This window comes from Pseudomonas sp. R45(2017), assembly GCF_002112305.1.
Taxonomy (GTDB): domain Bacteria; phylum Pseudomonadota; class Gammaproteobacteria; order Pseudomonadales; family Pseudomonadaceae; genus Aquipseudomonas; species Aquipseudomonas paraglycinae.
In genome coordinates, this window is record NZ_NEHH01000001.1 from 659,576 (window position 1) to 683,659 (window position 24,084).

A 24,084-nucleotide genomic window follows, 5' to 3' on the forward strand; every position below is an offset into this window, starting at 1 on the left:
GGAGCGCCAAAGGCAGTCTTAGCCTGGAGTCGACCTTATGAGCACCAGCAAAGAGCAATTAGAAGCGGATGACGATTTTATCGCCACGGAGGCCGATGATGCCGAACCTGTGGTTGAAGTCGCCAAGACCAACTTGAGCAAACGCCGAACCATCGACAACCTGCTCGAGGAGCGCCGACTGCAGAAGCAATTGGCCGATTACGATTTTGATCTCTGACATTTGAAAGCCTCCTGAAACGGAGGCTTTTCTCTTTATGTCACACGCTGATTCCGATCCGCCCATGATCCGTCAGCCACTGAAACGCTCAGACAAGGCCGTTTCGTTGCGCCAGTTCAATCAGATCCACCAACGAGCGCGCATTGAGTTTCAATAACAACCGAGTCTTGTAGGTACTCACGGTCTTGTTGCTGAGGAACATTCCGTCGGCAATCTCCTTGTTGGTCTTGCCGCGCGCCAATTGCTGCAACACCATCATCTCGCGCCCGGACAGGCGATCAACCATGTCCGCCTCGCTGGCATTCCCCAGGCTGGTTCGCACGGTGTGCAACGCCTGGTTCGGAAAATAGCTGTATCCAGACAGTACCGCCTTGATTGCACTCAGCAACTCCGTCAGATCCTGTTGCTTGCAAACATATCCCGCCGCCCCCGACTGCATGCATCGCATGGAGAAGTGTCCCGGTGACTGGGACGTCAGCACGAGCACTTTCAACGGCATTGCACTTGTTGTAAGGCGCGCGATGACTTCCAGTCCATCCAGTTTCGGTATGCCGATATCCAGAATGACGATATCCGGCATCTGGTCACGAGCCAGTTGTAACGCATCTACGCCATTATCGGTTTCTGCAATGACTTCGTAGCCATGACGTTCCATCAGCATACGTACCGCAAGACGAATGACGGGGTGATCATCCACGATCAGCACTTTATTCATGGGCAAGTCCAGTTTCGCTGTTCGAATTTTTAGAACCGGCACAATAACGTAGTCATTTCCTACATGGCATAGAGAAGTTCCTCTACACGGGTAGCGAGAGACGCCTCCTACAGCCAATAAAGACTATTCCTACAGAAATGACTCACCCACACAAAAACATAAAATTTTTTCAGTACGACGAACGCCTGCCACCCTGCTTAAGAGAGCGCCCGCAAATCCAAAAAGGAAAAAAAACACGAGTTATTATCGAGCACAAAAAAAACAGCAGATACAACTTATCGGTATCGCAAACACGAGAATTAATATAAACACAAAAAACACACCTCAGACTGACCCAGTCATTTCACACCCACCCAACCCAAGACAATGAGAAAGACTAAAACCATGAGTAAATAACATGCTAAAACTCAACAAGAAGATACCCAACCCGATCAGCGTTATCGCCATCTTTGCATTTATATCAGAGACTTCCGCTGCCGTTTCCCTGCCATTCCTCAATAACAATGAACGGGAAATCTACGTCTGGTTTCTGATCACCTTTCCTTTCTACCTGCTGCTTCTATTTTTCATCACACTCAACTTTAACTATCGCGCACTATATGCACCTTCGGATTTTGATAATGACAAGAATTTCCTGAAGGCTTTCGATGAAACAACTACCCACCCACCAGAAATACCCTGCGAACACGTCAATAGCGGGTCATACCCAATAAAACTACCGAAACCGTTGAGCGAGGTGTACATCATTGATGCTCGACAGAAAAACACGACTCTGAAAATAGAGGAGCTACTGGAAAAAATCCCACACCCAAACAAGCATTCGCCCCGATTATTCCTTTTTTTAACTGACGCGGTGTCGGACATTTTACTCAATGAACATGTCGCCAGATCAGCAAAACAGGCGAAAACGCCACAAGGAACAACGTACTTTAGTATTTACAACACCCAGTCATCTAACATTTCCGTATTGGGAAAGTTTTAAAAAATAGAACGCGGAGCGCGACATCCATGCAATGCAAGATCTACAGCCGATGAAGACGGGAACGCTGTCCGATATCAATCAGGTCGAAAAAGAAACACCAAAAAAAACGGCCTTGTCATTAAGACAAGGCCGTTTTTTCACATCAGTCCCGATGGACTCAGAACAGCTTTCGGCCCTTGTTGGCAGCAATGCGCATGCGTAGCGCGTTGAGCTTGATGAAGCCCGCCGCGTCGGCCTGGTTGTAGGCGCCGCCGTCTTCTTCGAAGGTCGCGATGTTGGCGTCGAACAGCGAATCGTCGGACTTGCGGCCGGTCACGATCACGTTGCCCTTGTACAGCTTCAGGCGCACTACGCCGTTCACGTTGACCTGGGAGGCGTCGATCATCTGTTGCAGCATCAGACGCTCAGGGCTCCACCAGTAACCGGTGTAGATCAGGCTGGCGTACTTCGGCATCAGCTCGTCTTTGAGGTGAGCGACTTCGCGGTCCAGGGTGATCGATTCGATGGCGCGGTGAGCGCGCAGCATGATGGTGCCGCCCGGGGTTTCGTAGCAGCCACGTGACTTCATGCCGACGTAACGGTTCTCGACGATGTCCAGACGGCCGATGCCGTGCTCGCCACCGATCTTGTTCAGCGTCGCCAGCACGGTGGCCGGGGTCATTTCAACGCCGTCCAGCGCAACGATGTCGCCGTTGCGGTAGGTCAGTTCCAGATATTGCGGGGTGTCGGGAGCCTTCTCCGGAGAGACGGTCCAGCGCCACATGTCTTCTTCGTGCTCGGTCCAGGTGTCTTCCAGCACGCCGCCTTCATAGGAGATGTGCAGCAGGTTGGCGTCCATCGAGTACGGGGATTTCTTCTTGCCATGACGCTCGATCGGGATCGCGTGCTTCTCGGCGTAGTCCATCAGCTTCTCGCGGGACAGCAGGTCCCACTCGCGCCAAGGGGCGATCACTTTCACGCCTGGCTTGAGTGCGTAGGCACCCAGTTCGAAACGCACCTGGTCGTTGCCCTTGCCGGTCGCGCCGTGGGAAATGGCGTCGGCGCCGGTTTCGTTGGCGATTTCGATCAGACGCTTGGCGATCAGCGGACGCGCGATGGAAGTACCCAGCAGGTACTCGCCTTCGTAAACGGTGTTGGCGCGGAACATCGGGAACACGAAGTCACGCACGAATTCTTCGCGCAGGTCGTCGATGTAGATTTCTTTGACGCCCATGGCCTGCGCCTTGGCGCGAGCCGGCTCGACTTCTTCGCCCTGACCCAGGTCAGCGGTGAAGGTCACGACTTCACAGTTATAAGTATCCTGCAGCCACTTGAGGATCACCGAAGTGTCCAGGCCGCCGGAATACGCCAGAACGACCTTGTTTACGTCCGCCATGCCATCACTCCACGGGGTTCTACGGAAAGCCGAGGAGTCTACCGCTCAAACGCGATAATTTACAGAGGCGCGACAGCTTAAGACGACAAAGCGACAGAATCTGTCGAGAGGGCGACGATGACCGGCAGGTCAGGAAGTCGCCGCAGTGTTGGCAGGCGTGCTGGCCTGAGGTGCCGGAGCAGTCGTCGGTGCCACCCGCGCCAGATGCACGTTGACCCGACGGTTCTTGGCCCGGTTGGCGGCATTGGTGTTCGGCACCAGAGGATAACGCTCACCATGGAAACGCACGGTGATCTGCGATTCCTGGATGCCATTGGCCTTGAAGAAGTCGACCACCGCCAGCGCGCGGCGACGCGACAGTTCGCGATTGGTCAGGCGATTGCCGCTGTTGTCGGAATGGCCGTCGAGTTCGATGTGATTGACCGTCGGATCGGCCTTCATATACTCGAGCATCACTTGCAGCTTGGCCTTGGCGGCGGCGTCCAGTTCGATGCCTTCGCCGGGGAAGCCGATCTGCGATTGTTTGACCTGATCGAAATTCTGCGGGAGCAGTTTCGCCACGCAGGTCTGATAGTCATTGAACGCCTTGCTGAACTTGACCGGCAACAGGCGCACTTCCGACACCCGACCATCGCCCGATGCCCGGCGTACCACCGGGCTGCGACCGTCCATCAGCCCGCTGATCAGTTGCCCGGCCTGGGACTGAGAACTGTTGAACAGCACGTTGCCGCTGCCCAGTCGAACCGTGCCCAGATTGATGTCGCCACGTCCCGGCTGCCACGGCGCAGCCGCTGCCAGCAGGGTCGCCGAACCGCCGCCGAGCATGGCGTTGTAGGCGTTCAGGCGGAAGGTCGCCTGCTCGCCGGCCTTGCGCACGAATTGCCCCGAGCCGAAGTCGGTGATCGGCTGCGTCAGGCGGCACTCGAACTTGTCGCCCTCGACCGTCCACTCAATGTTCTCCAGACGGGTCTGGTAGGTCAGTGCCATCGCGGGAAGGCTGGCAAACACACTGAGCAAGGCTAAATATCGCTGGCGCACGGGAGGCTCCATTGGCTTCTACAACAAAAAAGACCGAGACATACATCTTTACGGCATACCTATGGGATATCGGACGCTCGTCGCAAAACTTGATAGCGAGTGCCTGCAAGAGTCTTTTCCGGTAGCATTCGCCTCAGTTTGACCCGCCTGGAATCCCCTCATGTCCGACCGCCTGACCCTGCTGCGTCCCGACGACTGGCACATTCATCTTCGCGATGGTGCCGTGTTGACCAATACCGTTGCGGATGTCGCGCGCACCTTTGGTCGCGCCATCATCATGCCCAACCTGGTACCTCCGGTGCGCAACGCCGCTGAAGCCGACGGCTATCGCCAGCGGATTCTCGCTGCCCGCCCGGCCGGCAGTCGTTTCGAGCCGCTGATGGTGCTGTACCTCACCGACCGCACCCAGCCCGAAGAAATCCGTGAGGCCAAGGCCAGCGGTTTCGTGCACGCCGCCAAGCTGTACCCGGCCGGCGCCACCACCAACTCCGATTCCGGGGTCACCAGCATCGACAAGATTTTCCCGGCGCTGGAAGCCATGGCCGAAGTCGGCATGCCGCTGTTGATCCACGGTGAAGTCACCCGTGGCGACGTCGATGTGTTCGACCGCGAAAAAATCTTCATCGACGAGCACATGCGTCGCGTGGTCGAGCGTTTCCCGACGCTGAAAGTGGTGTTCGAACACATCACCACCGGCGACGCCGTGCAGTTCGTCAACGAGGCTTCGGCCAACGTCGGCGCGACCATCACCGCGCATCACCTGCTCTACAACCGCAACCACATGCTGGTGGGCGGGATCCGGCCGCACTTCTACTGCCTGCCGATCCTCAAGCGTAATACCCATCAGGAAGCTTTGCTCGACGCGGCCACCAGTGGCAGCGCGAAGTTCTTCCTGGGTACCGACTCGGCGCCGCACGCCCAGCACGCCAAGGAAGCCGCCTGCGGCTGCGCCGGCTGCTACACCGCGTACGCCGCCATCGAGCTGTATGCCGAAGCCTTTGAACAGCGCAATGCGCTGGACAAGCTCGAAGCCTTCGCCAGCCTCAACGGCCCGCGTTTCTACGGCCTGCCGGCGAACACCGATCGCATCACCCTGGTTCGTGACGAATGGACCGCCCCGACCAGCCTGCCTTTCGGCGAGCTGACCGTTATCCCGCTGCGCGCCGGTGAAAAACTGCGCTGGCGCCTGCTGGAGGAACACGCGTGAGTGAAGACCATTTCGACGACGAACTGGACGGTCAAGGTGGCGGCGGTTCGCGCCATCCAATGGCAGCACGTTTTCGCGGCTACCTGCCGGTTGTCGTCGACGTAGAAACCGGTGGTTTCAACTCGGCCACCGACGCTCTGCTGGAGATTGCCGCGACCACCATCGCCATGGATGAAAAGGGTTTCGTCTACCCGGATCACACCTACTTCTTTCGCGTCGAGCCGTTCGAAGGCGCCAACGTTGAAGCGGCGGCGCTGGAGTTCACCGGGATCAAGCTCGATCACCCGTTGCGCATGGCCGTCAGCGAAGAAACAGCGCTGACCGACATCTTCCGTGGCGTGCGCAAGGCCTTGAAGGCCAACGGCTGCAAGCGGGCGATTCTGGTTGGCCACAACAGCAGCTTCGACCTGGGCTTCCTCAACGCCGCCGTCGCGCGGCTGGACATGAAGCGCAACCCGTTCCACCCATTCTCCAGCTTCGACACTGCGACCCTCGCCGGTCTGGCTTACGGTCAAACCGTATTGGCCAAGGCCTGTCAGGCAGCCGACATCGACTTCGATGGCCGTGAAGCGCACTCCGCGCGCTACGACACCGAGAAGACGGCCGAGCTGTTCTGCGGCATCGTCAACCGGTGGAAACAGATGGGCGGTTGGGAAGACTTCGACGACTGATACTCGTCGGGTTTCTTCCATTCATGAAAAAACCGGCCACATGGGCCGGTTTTTTTGTACCTCGACGTTGCGCCTTACAGGGCAGCAGCGTTCTCGGTCAGGTAAGCCGCAACGCCTTCTGGCGAAGCGTTCATGCCTTTGTCGCCTTTTTTCCAGTTGGCAGGGCAGACTTCGCCGTGCTCTTCGTGGAATTGCAGAGCGTCGACCAGACGGATCAGCTCTTCCATGTTACGGCCCAGCGGCAGGTCGTTGACGATCTGCGAGCGGACAACGCCTTTGTCGTCGATCAGGAACGCGCCACGGAAAGCCACGCCGCCTTCGGATTCAACGTCGTAGGCCTTGGCGATGTCGTGCTTCATGTCGGCAGCCATGGTGTATTTCACCTGGCCGATGCCGCCATTGTTGACCGGGGTGTTGCGCCAGGCGTTGTGGGTGAAGTGCGAGTCGATCGACACGGCGATCACTTCTACGTTGCGTGCCTTGAAGTCGGCCATGCGGTTGTCCAGAGCGATCAGCTCGGACGGGCAGACGAAGGTGAAGTCCAGCGGGTAGAAGAACACCAGGCCGTATTTGCCTTTGATGGCCGAGGACAGGGTGAAGCTGTCAACGATCTCGCCATTGCCGAGTACGGCCGGGACGGTGAAGTCAGGGGCTTGTTTGCCTACGAGTACGCTCATTGATATCTCCTGGTGTAGAAACTTGAAGTTCAGGGTTCGGGCCAGCCTGCCACCCTCAGGCGACAGCCCTGTGACACGAACCCCCTTCGCAAGGGCCGACCATCATACACTGCGTTTTTCGACTGTCCTCAAAGGTTTTTCGCGAAATCCCGGCTGGCATCCGGCCATGTACCACCGTTCGTCAGTCACAGGCGTTGGCGATGAAAACCACTGGGAAAGCACTTTGACAATCATTCTCGTTAACATTAAGATCCATCGCAATTGAGTCACAACCAGCGACGGTTCTCACTTATGTATGTTTGCCTCTGCACTGGCGTCACCGACGGACAGATCCGCGAAGCGATCTATGAAGGTTGCTGCAGCTATAAAGAAGTCCGCCAGGCCACCGGCGTAGCCAGCCAATGCGGCAAATGTGCGTGCCTGGCGAAGGAAGTGGTTCGCGAAACCCTGACCAAGCTGCAAACCGCCCAGGCTGCGATCCCCTACCCGGCAGAATTTACCGCCGCATAATTACCCCGATTTCGAAGAACCGGACTTAAGTCCGGTTTTTTTATGCCTGAAAATCAACTGCTTAGCGCCCAGACGCGGAACACAAACATTCTTATTCCGATTAATTTTCATTTATTATTCAATAACTTAGGTTTGACACTTATAAATACCAAGCTCAAACTCTGCCTTATATACCGTTACTTAGGGCAGGACTCCCATCATGAAAGGCGACGTAACAGTCATCCAGCATCTCAACAAGATCCTTGCCAATGAGCTGGTCGCGATCAATCAGTACTTCCTGCATGCACGCATGTATGAAGATTGGGGCCTGAACAAGCTCGGCAAACACGAGTACCACGAATCCATCGACGAGATGAAGCACGCGGACAAGCTGATCAAGCGCATCCTGTTCCTCGAAGGCCTGCCGAACGTGCAGGATCTGGGCAAGCTGCACATCGGCGAGCACACCAAGGAAATGCTGGAGTGCGACCTGCGTATCGAGAAGACCGGCCACGCCGATCTGAAGGCCGCCATCGCCCACTGCGAATCCGTCGGTGACTTCGGCAGCCGCGAACTGCTCGAAGACATCCTCGAATCCGAGGAAGAACACATCGACTGGCTGGAAACCCAACTGGGCCTGATCGATAAAGTCGGTCTTGAGAACTATCTGCAATCGCAGATGGGCGAAGACGAGTAATTAGCCAGCGCTAAACTCGAGACACTAAAAAGCCCCGCCCTCTTTCAAGAGGCGGGGCTTTTTATTGCCCGGATTTCAGACTGGCTGAAACCCGGGCAGAAGCCAATCAGGCTTCGGACTTGGCCGCAGCAGCCTTGGCGGATGCTTCCTTGACCAGAGTCTGCAGCTCACCGTTGGCGAACATTTCAGCCATGATGTCGCTGCCGCCGACCAGTTCACCGCCGACCCACAGTTGCGGGAAAGTCGGCCAGTTGGCGTACTTTGGCAGGTTGGCACGGATTTCCGGGTTCTGCAGGATGTCGACGTAGGCGAACTTCTCGCCACAGCCCATCACAGCCTGCGCAGCTTTCGCGGAGAAGCCACACTGCGGGGCATTCGGCGAGCCTTTCATGTAAAGCAGAATGGTGTTGTTGGCAATCTGCTCTTTAATCGTTTCGATGATATCCATGGAGCACCTCGGCTGAACTTTCCGACTCATGGGTCGGCACGGTGGCGCATTGTAACGGAATCCCGAGCGCGCTGCTCGGTCTCCCCGACAGACATGCTCAAGCCGCCGCCACCGTCACCGGCACGCCATTGAGCGCCGCGTTGCCTGACAGCTCGTCGAGCTGGCATTCATCGGTCAGGTCATTGGCACTGGAGCCCGGCTGACCGCTGGCAATCGCCATCTGCACGCCCGGCCGGGCATGGCCCCATCCATGCGGCAGGCTGACCACGCCCTTCATCATGTCCGCACTGCCCAGCACTTCGACCTCGATCTGCCCGACCCGTGAACTCACGCGCACAAGCTGACCATCACTGAGCCCGCGACTGGCGAGATCGTCCGGGTTCATCAACAGCTGATGACGCGGCTTGCCCTTCACCAGACGATGGTAATTGTGCATCCACGAATTGTTGCTGCGCACATGACGGCGGCCGATCATCAACAGCTCATCGGCGGCCGGTGCCTGCAAAGCGGCAAAGCGCGCCAAGTCAGCGAGGATTTCCGGCGGCGCCGCCTGAACTCGTTGATTGGCGCTCTTCAATCGCGGTGTCAGGTTGGGTTTCAGCGCTCCCAGATCAACGCCGTGAGGATGATCGAACAGCGTCGCCAGCGACAATTTGTGCTCGGATGCATCGCCATACAAACCCATGCGCAACCCCATGTCGATCATCTTCGCCGGCGGCATCGTTGGCTTCAGCTCCTTGCCGGTCTTCGCGGCAAAGGCCTTGGCCAGGCCGACGAAAATTTCCCAGTCGTGCAGCGCCCCTTCGGGTTTGGCGAGGATTGCCCGGTTGAACCGGGTGACGTTGCGCACCGCGAACAGGTTGAAGGTGGTGTCGTAGTGATCGTTCTCCAGCGCCGAGGTCGATGGCAGGATCAGGTCGGCATAGCGCGTGGTTTCATTGATATACAGGTCGACGCTGACCATGAACTCCAGCCCGTCCAGCGCCTGCTCCAGCTGCCGGCCGTTGGGCGTGGACAACACCGGATTGCCAGCCACGGTAACCAGCGCGCGAATCTGCCCCTCGCCTTCTGTGAGCATTTCTTCGGCCAGCGCCGAGACCGGCAACTCGCCGCCGTACTCAGGACGCCCGGACACGCGGCTCTGCCATTTATTGAAGTGTCCACCCGAAGTCGACGCCACCAGATCCACCGCCGGCTCGGTGCACAAGGCACCGCCGACGCGGTCGAGGTTGCCGGTGACCAGATTGATCAACTGCACGACCCAATGGCACAGCGTGCCGAAAGCCTGAGTGGAAACGCCCATCCGGCCGTAGCAAACGGCGCTTGGTGCAGCGGCGAAGTCCCGGGCCAGCTGGCGGATCTGTTCGGCGGGAACGGCGCACAACGGGCTCATGGCTTCAGCGGTGAACCCCGCCACCGCAGCGCGAACCTCATCCAGGTCGTCCACCGGCAAATGACTGTCAGACGTCAGCCCTTCGCTGAACAACGTGTTGAGCACACCAAACAACAACGCCGCATCGCCACCGGGGCGCACGAACAAATGCTGATCGGCCATCGCCGCCGTCTCGCTGCGCCGTGGATCGACCACCACCACTTTGCCGCCTCGGGCCTGGATCGCCTTAAGACGCTTCTCGACATCCGGCACGGTCATGATGCTGCCGTTGGACGCCAGCGGATTACCGCCCAGGATCAGCATGAAATCGGTGTGATCGATATCCGGGATCGGCAGCAGCAGGCCGTGGCCGTACATCAAGTAGCTGGTCAGGTGATGAGGCAGTTGATCGACCGACGTCGCCGAATAGCGGTTGCGGGTTTTCAACAGGCCGAGGAAGTAATTGCTGTGGGTCATCAGCCCATAGTTGTGGACACTGGGGTTGCCCTGATACACGGCGACCGCGTTCTGCCCATGACGCTCCTGAATCGCCGAGAGTTTTTCGGCGACCAGTTCGAACGCTTCGTCCCACTCGATCGGCAGCCATTCGCTGCCGACCCGGCGCATCGGCTGGCGAAGGCGATCCGGATCGTTCTGGATATCTTGCAGCGCCACGGCCTTGGGGCAGATGTGTCCACGACTGAACGTGTCCAGCGCATCGCCCTTGATCGAGGTGATCTGCACCTGACCGTCGGTTTCGGTGGTTTCGATGGTCAAGCCGCAAATGGCTTCACACAGGTGGCAGGCACGGTGATGGAGAGTCTTGGTCATGGCCAGTCTCTGTCTTGTTCTGGGCAGGCAATCACGCCTGCGGGAACAAAACTATGGCCCGCGACCCGGTGCAGCGCCAGCGACGTTCGTCTTGTGAATCGGCGGCCATCAGGCCCGCCGATAGACGCGTCAGTTCGCCGGAAGCTGGGGCGGTGCGGCCAGCTGGATTTCCTGGATGGTCTCGATCTGCTCGTGGGCGACGTGGACGCCGGTGAGTTCGCCGATCAGTCGCCAATGCTCGTCGAGCCCGGCGCTGATGGTCGCCATGCGGTCGATCATCTGCCGGCTGGCGGCCTTGACCACGTCGTCATCGCTGCGCAGCAGTTCGAAGGACATCGAGGTCATCGAGGCGGTAAGGTGGGTCAATGAGCGTGCCGTGTGGCCCAGCAGTTCCATTAACAGTTTTTCTTTCGATTCCATGCGGAGGCTTCCTGCGTCGCTCGTGATTTATTTATAACCCAGCACTTTGCTTTAGCAAATGTTTCAACCTGCGCATCCGACCAAGCGAACCAGTGGCTCATCGGTCGCAAACCGACCAGGGCTGTGCCATCCCCGCCGCGCCTGATTGCCAAGCCCGGTGGGGCCAGTGTACAAATGCCTCGCTGCCCTCTCGAAAACTGACCGGAAATCACAGTGTTCGCACTGTTCTCACTCCGGCACATTTCTGCAAAAACCGTAGCCTATTGGAAAAACGCGACATTTAGTGTCAATATCGCGCCTTCCCCTATTTCGTCGCCCCCGTGCGGCTTACGCCGCAGGTCTCGCCCGTTGTTCCGATAAACAAGGCTTTGAGCATCTGCGGTTTGTAGCAAAAAGGTAGTCAATGATGAGCGCAAGGCACTTTCTCTCCCTGATGGATTGCACGCCCGAAGAGCTGGTCAGCGTGATCCGTCGAGGCGTTGAGCTCAAGGACCTGCGTAACCGCGGCGTACTGTTCGAGCCTCTGAAAAACCGCGTCCTGGGGATGATCTTCGAGAAATCCTCGACCCGTACCCGGATCTCCTTCGAGGCCGGCATGATCCAGCTCGGTGGCCAGGCGATCTTCCTGTCGCCGCGCGACACCCAGCTGGGCCGTGGCGAGCCGATCGGCGACTGCGCCATCGTCATGTCGAGCATGCTCGACGCAGTGATGATCCGTACCTTTGCCCACAGCACCCTGACCGAATTCGCCGCCAACTCCCGCGTGCCAGTGATCAACGGCCTGTCCGATGACCTGCACCCGTGTCAGTTGCTGGCCGACATGCAGACCTTCCTCGAACACCGCGGCTCGATCCAGGGCAAGACCGTGGCCTGGATCGGCGACGGCAACAACATGTGCAACAGCTATATAGAAGCGGCGATCCAGTTCGACTTCCAGTTGCGCGTGGCCTGCCCGGAAGGCTATGAGCCAAACCCTGAATTCGTGGCCAAGGCCGGTGATCGCGTAACCATCGTCCGCGACCCGAAAGACGCCGTGCGCGGCGCGCATCTGGTGAGCACCGACGTCTGGACCTCCATGGGTCAGGAAGAGGAAACCGCCAAGCGCCTCAAACTGTTCGCGCCGTTTCAGGTCAACCGCGCCCTGCTCGACCTGGCTGCCGATGACGTGCTATTCATGCACTGCCTGCCCGCTCACCGCGGTGAGGAAATCAGCCTCGACCTGCTCGATGATCCGCGCTCCGTCGCCTGGGATCAGGCAGAAAACCGTCTCCACGCACAGAAGGCCCTGCTCGAGTTCCTCGTCGAACCGGCATATCACCACGCATGAGTCATGAATTACTGCTGAACCTGCGCAACCTCGCTTGCGGCTATCAAGATCAACGTGTGGTGCAGAACCTCAATCTGCACCTCAACGCCGGCGACATCGGTTGCCTGCTAGGCTCCTCGGGCTGCGGCAAGACCACCACCCTGCGTGCGATTGCCGGTTTCGAACCGGTGCACGAAGGGGAAATTTCTCTCGGCGGTGAGGTCATCTCCAGCGCCGGTTTTACCCTCGCCCCGGAAAAACGCCGGATCGGCATGGTGTTCCAGGACTACGCGCTGTTCCCGCACCTGAGTGTCGCGGACAACATCGCCTTCGGTATCCGCAAGCACCCGAACAAGGAGCGCGTCACCGAAGAGCTGCTGGAACTGGTCAACCTGAAGAACCTCGGCAAGCGCTTCCCCCACGAACTGTCCGGCGGCCAGCAGCAACGTGTCGCCCTCGCCCGCGCCCTGGCGCCGGAGCCGCAACTGTTGCTGCTCGACGAGCCGTTCTCCAACCTCGATGGCGAGTTGCGCCGCAAGCTCAGCCATGAAGTGCGCGACATCCTCAAAGCCCGTGGCACCAGCGCGATTCTGGTGACCCACGACCAGGAAGAAGCCTTCGCCGTCAGCGACCACGTCGGCGTGTTCAAGGAAGGCCGGCTGGAGCAGTGGGACACGCCGTACAACCTCTATCACGAGCCGGCGACGCCGTACGTGGCCAGTTTTATCGGTCAGGGTTACTTCATTCGCGGCCAATTGGGCAGCCCGGAATCGGTGCAGACCGAACTCGGCGAACTGCGCGGCAATCGCGCCTACACCTGGCCGATCGGTGGCGCGGTGGATGTGCTGCTGCGTCCGGACGACATCGTTTACGCGCCGGACAGTGCGCTGAAAGCGCGGATCGTCGGCAAGACCTTCCTCGGCGCCTCGACCCTGTATCGCCTGCAACTGCCGACCGGCGCACAGCTGGAATCGATCTTCCCGAGCCATGCCGACCATCAGGTAGGGGCAGATGTCGGGATTCGGGTGGCAGCGGAACATCTGGTGCTGTTCCAGGCCTCCGGCAGCACCGCTGCACAGATTCCGGCGGTGGAAAACGGCGTTCGCCGTTACAGCACCGCGCACTGATCTGCACACAAATAATAAGGGAGCTTGATGGCTCCCTTGTTTTTTGGCTTCAGCCCAGCATCAATGTGCCGCTGGCCACCAGCGTCGCATTCCCGCCGATCTTCACCCGCTCGCCTTCCAGCCGACAGAACAGTTCACCACCCCGCGCCGAACGCTGGCATGCAGTGAGGCTGGATTTGCCCAGACGTTTCGACCAGTACGGAATCAGGCTGCAATGTGTCGAGCCGGTCACCGGGTCTTCATTGATGCCGATGGCCGGGGCGAAATAGCGCGAGACAAAATCATGCTGATTGCCCCGGGCGGTGACGATCGCACCCAGCCAAGGCAGCTTGGCGAGGGCGACCATGTCCGGCTGGCAATCAAGCACCGCCTGCTCGGACTCCAGCACCACGAATAGCTCGTTGGAACTCAGAACATCCACCGCCTGAACCTTCAGCGCCCGTTCGATCTCCACGGTGACGCCTTTCTCCACCGCTTCGATGGCCGGGAAATCCAGCCACAACCTGCCACCCTCGCGGCTGACGCTCAACGGCCCGGACTTGCAGGTGAAGTCCAGACGCTCGGCGCTTTCCTTATAGATCTCGAACAGTACATAGGCGCTGGCCAGGGTCGCGTGACCACATAGCGGCACCTCGGTGGTCGGCGTGAACCAGCGGATGTGCCACGCCTGCCCTTCGCGCACCAGAAACGCGGTTTCCGCCAGATTGTGCTCGGCGGCGATCTTCTGCATCAGTTCGTCCGCGAGCCACGCGTCGAGCCGATAGACCATTGCCGGATTGCCACTGAACGGTCGATCACTGAACGCGTCGACCTGATGAAACTCGAGCTGCATAACCTTCTCCCTGTGTCAGTCGAACGAGCATGCAGCGCCGGCCGGATCAGCGCCAGTGACAGTGCCGGCCAATTTTCTTCATACAGACTTCAAGGGCGACCGATGTCGGCAAATTTCGCCTGAGTGTGTTCCGCCAATACCGCCGGCGCCAGTTCCACTTCCAGCCCGCGCCGACCGGCGCTGACATAAATGGTCGCAAAAGGTTGGGCCGAGTTATCGATGAAGGTACGCAGGCGTTTTTTCTGCCCCAGCGGGCTGATGCCGCCCAGCAGGTAACCAGTGGAACGTTGCGCGGCGGCCGGGTCGGCCATCTCGACTTTTTTCACGCCGGCGGCATGGGCAAGCCCCTTGAGGTCGAGACTTCCGACGACCGGCACCACCGCCACCAGCAACTCACCCTTCTCACTCGCCGCGAGCAGCGTCTTGAACACCTGCGCCGGATCGAGCCCCAGTTTCTCCGCGGCCTCCAGGCCATACGACGCGGCCTTCGGGTCATGTTCGTAACTGTGCACGCGATGTTCGGCACGAACTTTTTTCAACAAGTCCAACGCAGGGGTCATGGCAGCTCCGGGCTCGGCAGTGGCAAAAAAACCTGCGGCGGATTTTAGGCCATCGCTGTGCAAAAGGCTCTACCACGCGCCACGTTTCCCGGGGTTTGCAGGCCGATAACAATCGTGCGAGACGGGTGACCCGCAGGATCATTCACGTGACTGATAGTTTATTTGTGACTGACGGTTCACTTTCGACCTTTGACAGGTTTGTTTCTTGTCTATATTTTTTCGAATCTGAATAATGTAAGAATTATCGTCATCGCAGCACCCAGCAGTAAACCGGGAACAGGATGGGGATCCTGCCTCGGCGAAAATCGCGCCTTGCCCTGTCGGCAACGCGCCAGACAACAACAAAAACCGAGGTTTTCAATGACAACTGCGTTACAGCAACCCTCGCTCTCGAGCCAATGCCTGGCCGAGTTTCTGGGTACTGCACTCCTGATCTTTTTCGGTACGGGTTGTGTCGCCGCGCTCAAGGTCGCGGGCGCCAGCTTCGGTCTGTGGGAAATCAGCATCATCTGGGGCGTCGGCGTCAGCATGGCGATCTACCTCACCGCCGGCGTCTCCGGCGCGCACCTGAACCCTGCCGTCAGTATTGCCCTGAGCATTTTCGCCGACTTCGAAAAGCGAAAACTGCCGTTCTACATTCTGGCCCAGGTCGCCGGCGCCTTTTGCGGCGCTCTGTTGGTTTACACGCTGTACAGCAACCTGTTCTTCGATTTCGAACAGACTCACCACATGGTTCGTGGCACTGAAGCCAGCCTCGAACTGGCGTCGGTGTTCTCCACCTTCCCGAACCCTGCGCTGTCGACTGCCCAGGCGTTCCTGGTCGAGGTGATCATCACCGCGATCCTGATGGGCGTGATCATGTCCCTGACCGACGACAACAACGGCCTGCCGAAAGGCCCGCTGGCGCCGCTGCTGATCGGTCTGCTGATTGCCGTGATCGGCAGTTCGATGGGCCCGCTGACCGGTTTCGCGATGAACCCGGCCCGGGACTTCGGTCCGAAACTGATGACTTTCTTCGCCGGCTGGGGTGAAATTTCCTTCACCGGCGCACGTGAAATCCCGTACTTCCTGATTCCGATTTTTGCACCGATTGTCGGTGCCTGCCTCGGCGCTGCCGGGTATCGCGGGCTGATTGCCCGTCACCTGACCGGCGCCACACCTGCTACAAAGGATGCAGAACCGGCCATTGACGGCAAACCAAGAACTTCTTGAAACAGTCGGCGCGGGCTCCTGCCCTTTAGAGCCCGCGCCACGGCCCACTCTCCCTTATTTCGTCCAAGGCAATCGACATGACCGACATTCAGAATAAGAACTACATCATTGCCCTCGATCAGGGTACGACCAGCTCCCGCGCGATCATTTTCGACCGCGACGCGAACGTGGTCTGCACCGCACAACGCGAATTCGCCCAGCATTACCCGCAAGCCGGTTGGGTCGAACACGATCCGATGGAAATCTTCGCCACCCAGAGCGCGGTGATGGTCGAAGCGTTGGCCCAGGCCGGTCTGCATCACGATCAGGTCGCTGCCATCGGCATCACCAACCAGCGTGAAACCACCGTGGTCTGGGACAAGACCACCGGCCGTCCGGTGTACAACGCGATCGTCTGGCAATGCCGCCGCAGCACCGAGATCTGCCAGCAGCTCAAGCGCGACGGTCATGAAGACTACATCCGCGACACCACAGGTCTGGTCACCGACCCGTACTTCTCCGGCACCAAACTGAAGTGGATCCTCGACAACGTCGAAGGCAGCCGCGAGCGCGCGCGCAACGGCGAACTGCTGTTCGGCACTGTCGACAGCTGGCTGATCTGGAAATTTACCGGCGGCAAGGTCCACGTCACCGACTACACCAACGCCTCGCGCACCATGCTCTTCAACATCCACACGCTTGAGTGGGACGCGAAGATGCTGGAGATCCTCGACATCCCGCGCGAGATGCTGCCGGAAGTCAAAGCCTCCTCGGAAATCTACGGTCGCACCAAAAGCGGCATCGCCATCGGCGGTATAGCCGGCGACCAGCAGGCCGCGCTGTTCGGCCAGATGTGCGTCGAGCCGGGCCAGGCGAAAAACACCTACGGCACCGGTTGCTTCCTGCTGATGAACACCGGCGACAAAGCGGTGAAATCCCAGCACGGCATGCTGACCACCATCGCTTGCGGCCCACGCGGCGAAGTGGCTTACGCACTGGAAGGCGCTGTGTTCAACGGCGGTTCGACCGTGCAGTGGCTGCGCGATGAACTGAAAATCGTCAACGACGCCCACGACACCGAATACTTCGCCAATAAAGTGAAGGACAGCAACGGCGTCTATCTGGTGCCAGCCTTCACCGGCCTCGGCGCTCCCTACTGGGACCCGTATGCCCGTGGCGCCCTGTTCGGCCTGACCCGTGGCGTGCGTGTGGATCACATCATCCGCGCCGCACTGGAATCGATCGCCTACCAGACCCGCGACGTCCTCGACGCCATGCAACAGGACTCCGGCGAACGCCTCAAGGCCCTGCGCGTGGATGGCGGCGCAGTAGCGAACAACTTCCTCATGCAGTTCCAGGCCGACATCCTCGGCACCCAGGTCGAGCGTCCGAAAATGCGCGAAACCACGGCGCTCGGCGCAGCTTATCTGGCAGGCCTGGCGTGCGGTTTCTGGGGCAGCCTGGAAGAACTGCGCGGCAAGGCCGTGATCGAACGCGAGTTCGAACCGAGCCTGGACGAAGCGGCAAAAGAGAAACTGTATAAAGGCTGGAAAAAAGCCGTCAGCCGCACCCGCGACTGGGAACGTGAAGACGCTGAATAAGCCAAGCTGAGTACTCGTAACCTGTTGTAACTGGTAGGGAGCGGATTCCTGCGGCATCATGGGCAAATTTTGCACGGCAGCCCAAAGGAAGCCCCATGAATCTGCCTCCCCGTCAGCAGCAAATCCTCGAGCTGGTTCGCGAACGCGGCTATGTGAGCATCGAGGAAATGGCCACGCTGTTCGTTGTTACCCCGCAAACCATCCGCCGCGATATCAATCAACTGGCGGAAGCCAATCTGCTGCGTCGCTACCACGGCGGCGCCGCCTATGATTCCAGCGTCGAAAACACCGCCTACGCGATGCGCGCCGATCAGATGCGCGATGAAAAGCAACGCATCGGCGAAGCCATCGCCGCGCAGATTCCCGATCACGCCTCGCTGTTCATCAACATCGGCACGACGACCGAATCGATTGCCCGCGCCCTGCTCAATCACAGCCATCTGAAGATCATCACCAACAACCTGCACGTTGCTTCGATGCTCAGCGCCAAGGATGATTTCGATGTGTTGCTGACCGGCGGCAACGTGCGTCGCGACGGCGGTGTGGTGGGTCAGGCAAGCGTGGACTTCATCAACCAGTTCAAGGTCGACTTTGCGCTGGTGGGCATCAGCGGTATCGACGAAGACGGCAGCCTGCTCGACTTCGATTACCAGGAAGTGCGGGTGTCCCAGGCGATCATCGCCAATGCCCGGCAGGTGATCCTGGCGGCGGACTCCAGCAAGTTCGGCCGTAATGCGATGATCCGCCTCGGCCCGATCAGTCTGATCGATTGCCTGGTGACCGATCAGCAGCCGGTGCCAGCCCTGGCGCAACTGCTGAGCCAGCACAAGATTCGTCTGGAAGTCGTTTAACCCCCCTCCCGCATATAACTCCCTCCCGGTGAATTCTCGTTCCCACGCTCTGCGTGGGAATGCCGCCGGGGACGCTCTGCGTCCCATTCAGAAGCCGACGCAGAGCGTCAATGTATGCACTCCCACGCAGAGCGTGGGAACGATCAGTCCGCTCTGCGTGCAACGATCAGTGCTCTAACGCGCATCTTATGTTCGAAAATTTTCTTTTACCCGTCCTTCGATGAGTTTTTTCAATCGAAGTCGACTGGCTGCGCGCGTCTTTATGGGCTACCATTTTCGCAAATGAACATTCATGTTCGATTTCCAAGACAGAAAATCAAAAGAGCCCGAGGCCAGCCGATGTCCACATCTACCTTGCGTACGCCCCCTATCTCCGAGATCTACGACATCGCCGTCATCGGCGGCGGGATCAATGGCGTGGGGATCGCAGCGGATGCCGCCGGTCGCGGTCTTTCGGTGTTCCTTTGCGAAAAGGACGATCTGGCCAGCCACACCTCGTCGGCCAGCAGCAAGCTGATCCACGGTGGCCTGCGCTACCTCGAACATTACGAATTCCGTCTGGTGCGCGAAGCCCTGGCCGAACGCGAAGTGCTGCTGGCCAAGGCCCCGCACATCGTCAAGCCGATGCGTTTCGTGCTGCCGCACCGCCCGCACCTGCGTCCGGCGTGGATGATCCGTGCGGGCCTGTTCCTTTATGACCACCTCGGCAAGCGCGAAAAACTCGCAGGCTCGAAAAGCCTGAAGTTCGGCGCCGACAGCGCACTGAAAAGTGAAATCAGCAAAGGCTTCGAATACTCCGACTGCTGGGTCGACGACGCCCGCCTCGTGGTTCTGAACGCCATGGCCGCCCGCGAGAAAGGCGCGCACATTCACACCCAGACCCGTTGCGTCAGCGCCCGCCGCGCCAAGGGCCTGTGGCACCTGAACCTGGAACGCGCCGACGGCAGCCTGTTTTCGATCACCGCCAAAGCGCTGGTGAACGCCGCCGGCCCGTGGGTCGCCAAGTTCATCCGTGACGACCTGAAGATGGAGTCGCCGTACGGCATCCGTCTGATCCAGGGCAGCCACATCATCGTGCCGAAACTGTACGAAGGCGATCACGCGCACATCCTGCAAAACGAAGATCAGCGCATCGTTTTCACCATTCCGTACCTGAACAACCTGACCCTGATCGGCACCACCGACCGCGAATACACCGGCGATCCGGCCAAAGTGGCGATCACCGACGGCGAAACCGATTACCTGCTGAAAGTGGTCAACGCTCACTTCAAGAAGCAGATCAGCCGTGACGACATCCTGCACACCTACTCGGGCGTACGTCCGCTGTGCAACGACGAGTCCGACAACCCTTCGGCCGTGACCCGCGACTACACTCTGGCGCTGTCCGGCAGCACCGAAGAAGCGCCGCTGCTGTCGGTGTTCGGCGGCAAGCTGACCACCTATCGCAAGCTCGCCGAGTCAGCGATGGCGCAGCTGATGCCGTACTTCACCCAGATGCGCCCGAGCTGGACGGCCACCGCCACCCTGCCCGGCGGCGAGGACATGACCACGCCACAGGCCCTGAGCGCGCTGATCCGCGACAAGTTTGACTTCGTGCCGACCGAAATTGCACGCCGCTGGGCCACCACCTACGGCAGCCGCACCTGGCGCATGCTCGAAGGCGTCGACACCCTGGCCGACATGGGTGAACACATCGGTGGCGGGCTCTACACCCGTGAAGTCGATTACCTGTGCACTGAAGAGTGGGCCACCACGGCGCACGACATCCTGTGGCGTCGCAGCAAACTGGGCCTGTTCACCACGTCGAACGAGCAAGAGCGACTGGCGGCATACCTGAACAAGGTCGAGCAGAACCGCAGCAAGATCGAAGCGGCCTGATCCGTTCGTCGCTGAACAAAAAGCCCCTGAATCGAAAGATTCAGGGGCTTTTTGCATTCAGGCTGAAACAAGGCGCAATGAGGACGTTCGGTTTTCCGAACGCGACCTGACGGTCAATTCGGTTAACCGGATCAGATTGACGGAAAAACACCATCACAAAACTTTAATAACGTTATAAATCAATGAATTAACCTGTACTGACTGGTCTGGCACGACTCATGCTCTACACTCCTTCGACGAATGCCCGTTGCGCCAACACAACAGGAGCCGTCAGGCATTCGAAGTACAAAGGGCCCGCTCAACCGGCTCCATAAAAAAAACAATGTCGAGGAAAATTTGATGCGCATCGTTCCCCATATCCTGGGCGCAGCCATTGCTGCCGCTCTGATCAGCACACCAGTTTTCGCTGCCGAACTCACCGGCACCCTTAAGAAGATCAAAGAGTCCGGCGTCATCACCCTGGGCCACCGTGACGCTTCCATTCCTTTCTCCTACATCGCTGACGCTTCCGGCAAGCCGGTCGGCTACTCCCACGATATCCAGCTGGCCATCGTCGAAGCGATCAAGAAAGACCTGGACCTGCCAAACCTGCAGGTCAAATACAACCTCGTGACTTCGCAAACCCGTATCCCGCTGGTGCAGAACGGCACCGTGGACGTCGAGTGCGGCTCCACCACCAACAACGTCGAGCGTCAGCAACAGGTTGATTTCTCCGTCGGCATCTTCGAAATCGGTACCCGTCTGCTGTCCAAGGCTGACTCCAAGTACAAGGATTTCGACGATCTGAAAGGCAAGAACGTCGTGACCACCGCCGGCACCACTTCCGAGCGCATCCTCAAGGCGATGAACGCCGACAAGCAGATGGGCATGAACGTGATCTCCGCCAAGGACCACGGTGAATCCTTCCAGATGCTGGAATCGGGTCGTGCCGTTGCGTTCATGATGGACGACGCCCTGCTGGCCGGCGAAGCCGCCAAGGCCAAGAAAGCCTCCGATTGGGCTGTAACCGGCACGCCACAGTCGTACGAAATCTATGGCTGCATGATGCGCAAGGGCGATGCGCCGTTCAAAAAGGCTGTCGACGACGCCATCAAGGCGACCTACGCCTCGGGCGAGATCAACAAGATCTACGAAAAATGGTTCATGCAGCCGATTCCGCCAAAAGGCCTGAACCTGAACTTCCCGATGAGCGACGAGCTCAAGGCCCTGATCGCCAATCCGACCGACAAAGCGGCTGACGACAAGAAATCCTGATTTCTGACTAACCTTATCCCCTGAGGAGGCGCCTGCCTTTTCAGGGGATGGTCACTCCCTGCTGGCATTTTCTGGAAACACTCGAACCGGTGGCTGTCGAGCCGATCGCGTGTGCCTGATTTTCACAATCAGGGCGGGAACGGAGCTTCCCCAGGCGGGCACTTGTACATCGATCGAATCGAGGGGAGACCCTAATGAATTACAACTGGGACTGGGGCGTGTTCTTCAAGTCCACCGGCGTGGGCAGCGAGACCTATCTCGACTGGTTCATTTCCGGTCTGGGCTGGACCATCGCCATCGCCATCGTGGCCTGGATCATCGCCCTGATACTCGGCTCGCTGCTGGGCATCATGCGCACCGTGCCGAACCGCATCGTGTCGGGCATCGCGACCTGCTACGTCGAACTGTTCCGTAACGTGCCGCTGCTGGTTCAGCTGTTCATCTGGTACTTCCTGGTGCCCGATCTGCTGCCGCCGGATCTGCAGGAGTGGTACAAGCAGGACCTGAACCCGACCACTTCGGCCTACCTGAGCGTTGTCGTCTGCCTGGGCCTGTTCACCGCCGCCCGTGTCTGCGAACAGGTTCGCACCGGTATCCAGGCGCTGCCACGCGGCCAGGAATCCGCTGCCCGCGCCATGGGTTTCAAGCTGCCGCAGATCTACTGGAACGTGCTGCTGCCTCAGGCCTACCGGATCATCATTCCGCCGCTCACCTCGGAATTCCTGAACGTGTTCAAGAACTCCTCCGTGGCGTCCCTGATCGGTCTGATGGAGCTGCTGGCGCAAACCAAACAGACCGCCGAATTCTCGGCCAACCTGTTTGAAGCGTTCACCCTGGCGACCCTGATCTATTTCACCCTCAACATGAGCCTGATGCTGCTGATGCGCATGGTCGAGAAGAAAGTCGCCGTGCCCGGCCTGATCTCCGTGGGGGGTAAATAATGGAATTCGATTTCAGTGGCATCGTTCCGGCCATTCCCGGCCTGTGGAACGGCATGCTGATGACCCTCAAGCTGATGGCGCTGGGCGTGGTCGGCGGGATCATCCTCGGCACCATCCTCGCGCTGATGCGCCTGTCCCACAGCAAACTGCTGTCGAGCATCGCCGGCGCGTACGTCAACTACTTCCGTTCGATCCCGCTGCTGCTGGTGATCACCTGGTTCTACCTGGCAGTGCCGTTCGTGCTGCGCTGGATCACCGGCGAAGACACCCCGATCGGCGCGTTCACCTCGTGCATCGTGGCGTTCATGATGTTCGAAGCGGCGTACTTCTGCGAAATCGTCCGGGCCGGCGTGCAGTCGATCCCGAAAGGCCAGATGGGCGCGGCGCAGGCACTGGGCATGACCTACGGCCAGATGATGCGCCTGATCATCCTGCCCCAGGCGTTCCGCAAGATGACCCCGCTGCTGCTGCAGCAGAGCATCATCCTGTTCCAGGACACCTCGCTGGTCTACACCGTGGGCCTGGTGGACTTCCTCAACGCCTCGCGCGCCAGTGGCGACATTATTGGCCGCTCGAATGAGTTCCTGATCTTCGCAGGTCTCGTGTACTTCACCATCAGCTTTGCCGCCTCGGTGCTGGTCAAGCGTCTGCAAAAAAGGTTCGCCGTATGATCTCTATCAAGAACATCAACAAGTGGTATGGGGACTTCCAGGTGCTGACCGATTGCAGCACCGAGGTCAAAAAGGGTGAAGTGATCGTGGTCTGCGGTCCGTCCGGTTCGGGCAAGTCGACCCTGATCAAGTGCGTCAACGCACTGGAGCCGTTCCAGAAAGGTGACATCGTGGTCGACGGCACGTCGATTGCCGATCCGAAGACCAACCTGCCGAAACTGCGCTCGCGCGTCGGCATGGTGTTCCAGCACTTCGAACTGTTCCCGCACCTGACCATCACCGAAAACCTGACCATCGCGCAGATCAAGGTGCTGGGCCGCAGCAAGGAAGAGGCGACCAAGAAAGGCCTGCAACTGCTCGAGCGCGTCGGCCTGTCGGCTCATGCCCACAAACATCCGGGCCAGTTGTCCGGCGGTCAGCAACAGCGTGTGGCGATCGCCCGTGCGCTGGCGATGGACCCGATCGTCATGCTGTTCGACGAACCGACCTCGGCGCTCGACCCGGAAATGGTCAACGAAGTGCTCGACGTGATGGTGCAGCTGGCCCACGAAGGCATGACCATGATGTGCGTGACCCATGAAATGGGCTTCGCCCGTAAAGTGGCCGACCGCGTGATCTTCATGGACGCCGGCAAGATCATCGAAGACTGCAAGAAAGAAGAGTTCTTTGGCGACATCAGCCAACGCTCCGAACGCGCGCAGCATTTCCTCGAGAAAATCCTGCAGCACTAAAA

General features: G+C 59.0%; 25 protein-coding genes. 16 read left to right on the forward strand and 9 right to left on the reverse strand.

Going from position 1 to position 24,084, the window contains the following annotated elements:
• Positions 1 to 37 precede the first annotated feature (37 nt).
• Positions 38 to 217, forward strand: coding sequence for a PA3496 family putative envelope integrity protein (locus CAF74_RS03065; protein ID WP_007953204.1), 180 nt, complete (start codon positions 38 to 40; stop codon positions 215 to 217).
• Between the two features lie 88 nt (positions 218 to 305).
• On the opposite strand, the gene CAF74_RS03070 is transcribed toward CAF74_RS03065, so the two are convergent.
• Positions 306 to 932 (reverse strand): response regulator transcription factor, encoded by a 627-nt coding sequence (locus CAF74_RS03070; RefSeq protein WP_007953203.1) that lies wholly within the window; start codon positions 930 to 932, stop codon positions 306 to 308.
• 397 nt (positions 933 to 1,329) lie between these two features.
• On the opposite strand from CAF74_RS03070, the gene CAF74_RS03075 reads away from it, so the two are divergent.
• Complete coding sequence (locus tag CAF74_RS03075) at positions 1,330 to 1,914, forward strand: hypothetical protein (protein ID WP_085745274.1); 585 nt, start codon at positions 1,330 to 1,332, stop codon at positions 1,912 to 1,914.
• A 157-nt stretch (positions 1,915 to 2,071) separates the two neighbouring features.
• On the opposite strand, the gene CAF74_RS03080 is transcribed toward CAF74_RS03075, so the two are convergent.
• Positions 2,072 to 3,289 (reverse strand): argininosuccinate synthase, encoded by a 1,218-nt coding sequence (locus CAF74_RS03080; RefSeq protein ID WP_007953201.1) that lies wholly within the window; start codon positions 3,287 to 3,289, stop codon positions 2,072 to 2,074.
• Between the two features lie 129 nt (positions 3,290 to 3,418).
• Positions 3,419 to 4,327 (reverse strand): OmpA family protein, encoded by a 909-nt coding sequence (locus CAF74_RS03085; protein WP_007953200.1) that lies wholly within the window; start codon positions 4,325 to 4,327, stop codon positions 3,419 to 3,421.
• 160 nt (positions 4,328 to 4,487) lie between these two features.
• Here CAF74_RS03085 and pyrC point away from each other — a divergent pair, with 160 nt between their 5' ends.
• Both pyrC and rnt read left to right on the forward strand, forming a co-directional pair.
• Positions 4,488 to 5,534 carry a dihydroorotase gene (gene pyrC, locus CAF74_RS03090; RefSeq protein WP_039765844.1) on the forward strand — a complete coding sequence of 349 codons (1,047 nt, stop codon included), beginning with the start codon at positions 4,488 to 4,490 and terminating at the stop codon, positions 5,532 to 5,534.
• Complete coding sequence (gene rnt / locus CAF74_RS03095; protein WP_007953196.1) at positions 5,531 to 6,205, forward strand: ribonuclease T; 675 nt, start codon at positions 5,531 to 5,533, stop codon at positions 6,203 to 6,205. The genes pyrC and rnt overlap by 4 nt, the downstream gene beginning before the upstream one ends.
• A 74-nt stretch (positions 6,206 to 6,279) precedes the next feature.
• Here the strand turns inward: rnt and CAF74_RS03100 are convergent, their stop codons facing one another.
• Positions 6,280 to 6,882: a peroxiredoxin gene (locus tag CAF74_RS03100; RefSeq protein ID WP_007953195.1), complete on the reverse strand. Its 603-nt coding sequence runs from the start codon at positions 6,880 to 6,882 to the stop codon at positions 6,280 to 6,282.
• A gap of 291 nt (positions 6,883 to 7,173) precedes the next feature.
• On the opposite strand from CAF74_RS03100, the gene CAF74_RS03105 reads away from it, so the two are divergent.
• Both CAF74_RS03105 and bfr read left to right on the forward strand, forming a co-directional pair.
• The gene (locus tag CAF74_RS03105; RefSeq protein ID WP_007953193.1) at positions 7,174 to 7,392 is read left to right on the forward strand and encodes a bacterioferritin-associated ferredoxin; all 219 of its coding nucleotides are present in this window, start codon (positions 7,174 to 7,176) and stop codon (positions 7,390 to 7,392) included.
• A gap of 199 nt (positions 7,393 to 7,591) precedes the next feature.
• Positions 7,592 to 8,068, forward strand: coding sequence for a bacterioferritin (gene bfr, locus CAF74_RS03110; RefSeq protein WP_011335740.1), 477 nt, complete (start codon positions 7,592 to 7,594; stop codon positions 8,066 to 8,068).
• Positions 8,069 to 8,174: 106 nt separating this feature from the next.
• On the opposite strand, the gene grxD is transcribed toward bfr, so the two are convergent.
• The 3 genes from grxD to CAF74_RS03125 all read right to left on the reverse strand — a co-directional run bounded on the left by grxD (position 8,175) and on the right by CAF74_RS03125 (position 11,139).
• Positions 8,175 to 8,516, reverse strand: coding sequence for a Grx4 family monothiol glutaredoxin (grxD, locus tag CAF74_RS03115; protein WP_003227729.1), 342 nt, complete (start codon positions 8,514 to 8,516; stop codon positions 8,175 to 8,177).
• Positions 8,517 to 8,613: 97 nt separating this feature from the next.
• Positions 8,614 to 10,719, reverse strand: a complete 2,106-nt coding sequence (locus tag CAF74_RS03120; RefSeq protein WP_085745275.1) for a molybdopterin oxidoreductase family protein — start codon at positions 10,717 to 10,719, stop codon at positions 8,614 to 8,616.
• A gap of 129 nt (positions 10,720 to 10,848) precedes the next feature.
• Entirely contained in the window at positions 10,849 to 11,139 is a 291-nt protein-coding gene (locus CAF74_RS03125; protein ID WP_007953190.1) for a hypothetical protein, read from the reverse strand.
• Positions 11,140 to 11,545: 406 nt separating this feature from the next.
• Between CAF74_RS03125 and argF the strand changes: the two genes are divergently transcribed.
• Both argF and CAF74_RS03135 read left to right on the forward strand, forming a co-directional pair.
• Entirely contained in the window at positions 11,546 to 12,466 is a 921-nt protein-coding gene (gene argF, locus CAF74_RS03130; RefSeq protein ID WP_039765834.1) for an ornithine carbamoyltransferase, read from the forward strand.
• Positions 12,463 to 13,572, forward strand: coding sequence for an ABC transporter ATP-binding protein (locus CAF74_RS03135; RefSeq protein WP_085647248.1), 1,110 nt, complete (start codon positions 12,463 to 12,465; stop codon positions 13,570 to 13,572). The genes argF and CAF74_RS03135 overlap by 4 nt, the downstream gene beginning before the upstream one ends.
• Positions 13,573 to 13,621: 49 nt before the next feature.
• Here CAF74_RS03135 and CAF74_RS03140 read toward each other — a convergent pair whose 3' ends face one another.
• Both CAF74_RS03140 and ybaK read right to left on the reverse strand, forming a co-directional pair.
• Positions 13,622 to 14,404 carry a PhzF family phenazine biosynthesis protein gene (locus tag CAF74_RS03140; RefSeq protein ID WP_085745276.1) on the reverse strand — a complete coding sequence of 261 codons (783 nt, stop codon included), beginning with the start codon at positions 14,402 to 14,404 and terminating at the stop codon, positions 13,622 to 13,624.
• 89 nt (positions 14,405 to 14,493) lie between these two features.
• On the reverse strand, positions 14,494 to 14,964 hold the full coding sequence (gene ybaK / locus CAF74_RS03145) for a Cys-tRNA(Pro) deacylase (protein WP_007953184.1): 471 nt from the start codon (positions 14,962 to 14,964) through the stop codon (positions 14,494 to 14,496).
• 360 nt (positions 14,965 to 15,324) lie between these two features.
• On the opposite strand from ybaK, the gene CAF74_RS03150 reads away from it, so the two are divergent.
• From CAF74_RS03150 to CAF74_RS03185, 8 genes are all read left to right on the forward strand, one after another.
• Positions 15,325 to 16,176: an MIP/aquaporin family protein gene (locus CAF74_RS03150; protein ID WP_007953183.1), complete on the forward strand. Its 852-nt coding sequence runs from the start codon at positions 15,325 to 15,327 to the stop codon at positions 16,174 to 16,176.
• Between the two features lie 77 nt (positions 16,177 to 16,253).
• The gene (glpK, locus tag CAF74_RS03155) at positions 16,254 to 17,756 is read left to right on the forward strand and encodes a glycerol kinase GlpK (protein WP_039765827.1); all 1,503 of its coding nucleotides are present in this window, start codon (positions 16,254 to 16,256) and stop codon (positions 17,754 to 17,756) included.
• Positions 17,757 to 17,851: 95 nt separating this feature from the next.
• Positions 17,852 to 18,607 (forward strand): DeoR/GlpR family transcriptional regulator, encoded by a 756-nt coding sequence (locus tag CAF74_RS03160; protein WP_007953179.1) that lies wholly within the window; start codon positions 17,852 to 17,854, stop codon positions 18,605 to 18,607.
• Positions 18,608 to 18,946: 339 nt separating this feature from the next.
• Positions 18,947 to 20,485, forward strand: coding sequence for a glycerol-3-phosphate dehydrogenase (gene glpD, locus CAF74_RS03165; RefSeq protein WP_085745277.1), 1,539 nt, complete (start codon positions 18,947 to 18,949; stop codon positions 20,483 to 20,485).
• Positions 20,486 to 20,824: 339 nt separating this feature from the next.
• Complete coding sequence (locus CAF74_RS03170; protein WP_039765825.1) at positions 20,825 to 21,739, forward strand: glutamate/aspartate ABC transporter substrate-binding protein; 915 nt, start codon at positions 20,825 to 20,827, stop codon at positions 21,737 to 21,739.
• 194 nt (positions 21,740 to 21,933) lie between these two features.
• Positions 21,934 to 22,680, forward strand: a complete 747-nt coding sequence (locus tag CAF74_RS03175) for an amino acid ABC transporter permease (protein WP_085745278.1) — start codon at positions 21,934 to 21,936, stop codon at positions 22,678 to 22,680.
• Positions 22,680 to 23,351, forward strand: a complete 672-nt coding sequence (locus tag CAF74_RS03180) for an amino acid ABC transporter permease (RefSeq protein WP_007953172.1) — start codon at positions 22,680 to 22,682, stop codon at positions 23,349 to 23,351. The genes CAF74_RS03175 and CAF74_RS03180 overlap by 1 nt, the downstream gene beginning before the upstream one ends.
• The gene (locus CAF74_RS03185; protein WP_007953170.1) at positions 23,348 to 24,082 is read left to right on the forward strand and encodes an amino acid ABC transporter ATP-binding protein; all 735 of its coding nucleotides are present in this window, start codon (positions 23,348 to 23,350) and stop codon (positions 24,080 to 24,082) included. Before CAF74_RS03180 ends, CAF74_RS03185 begins: the two co-directional genes overlap by 4 nt.
• The last annotated feature ends 2 nt before the right edge of the window (positions 24,083 to 24,084 follow it).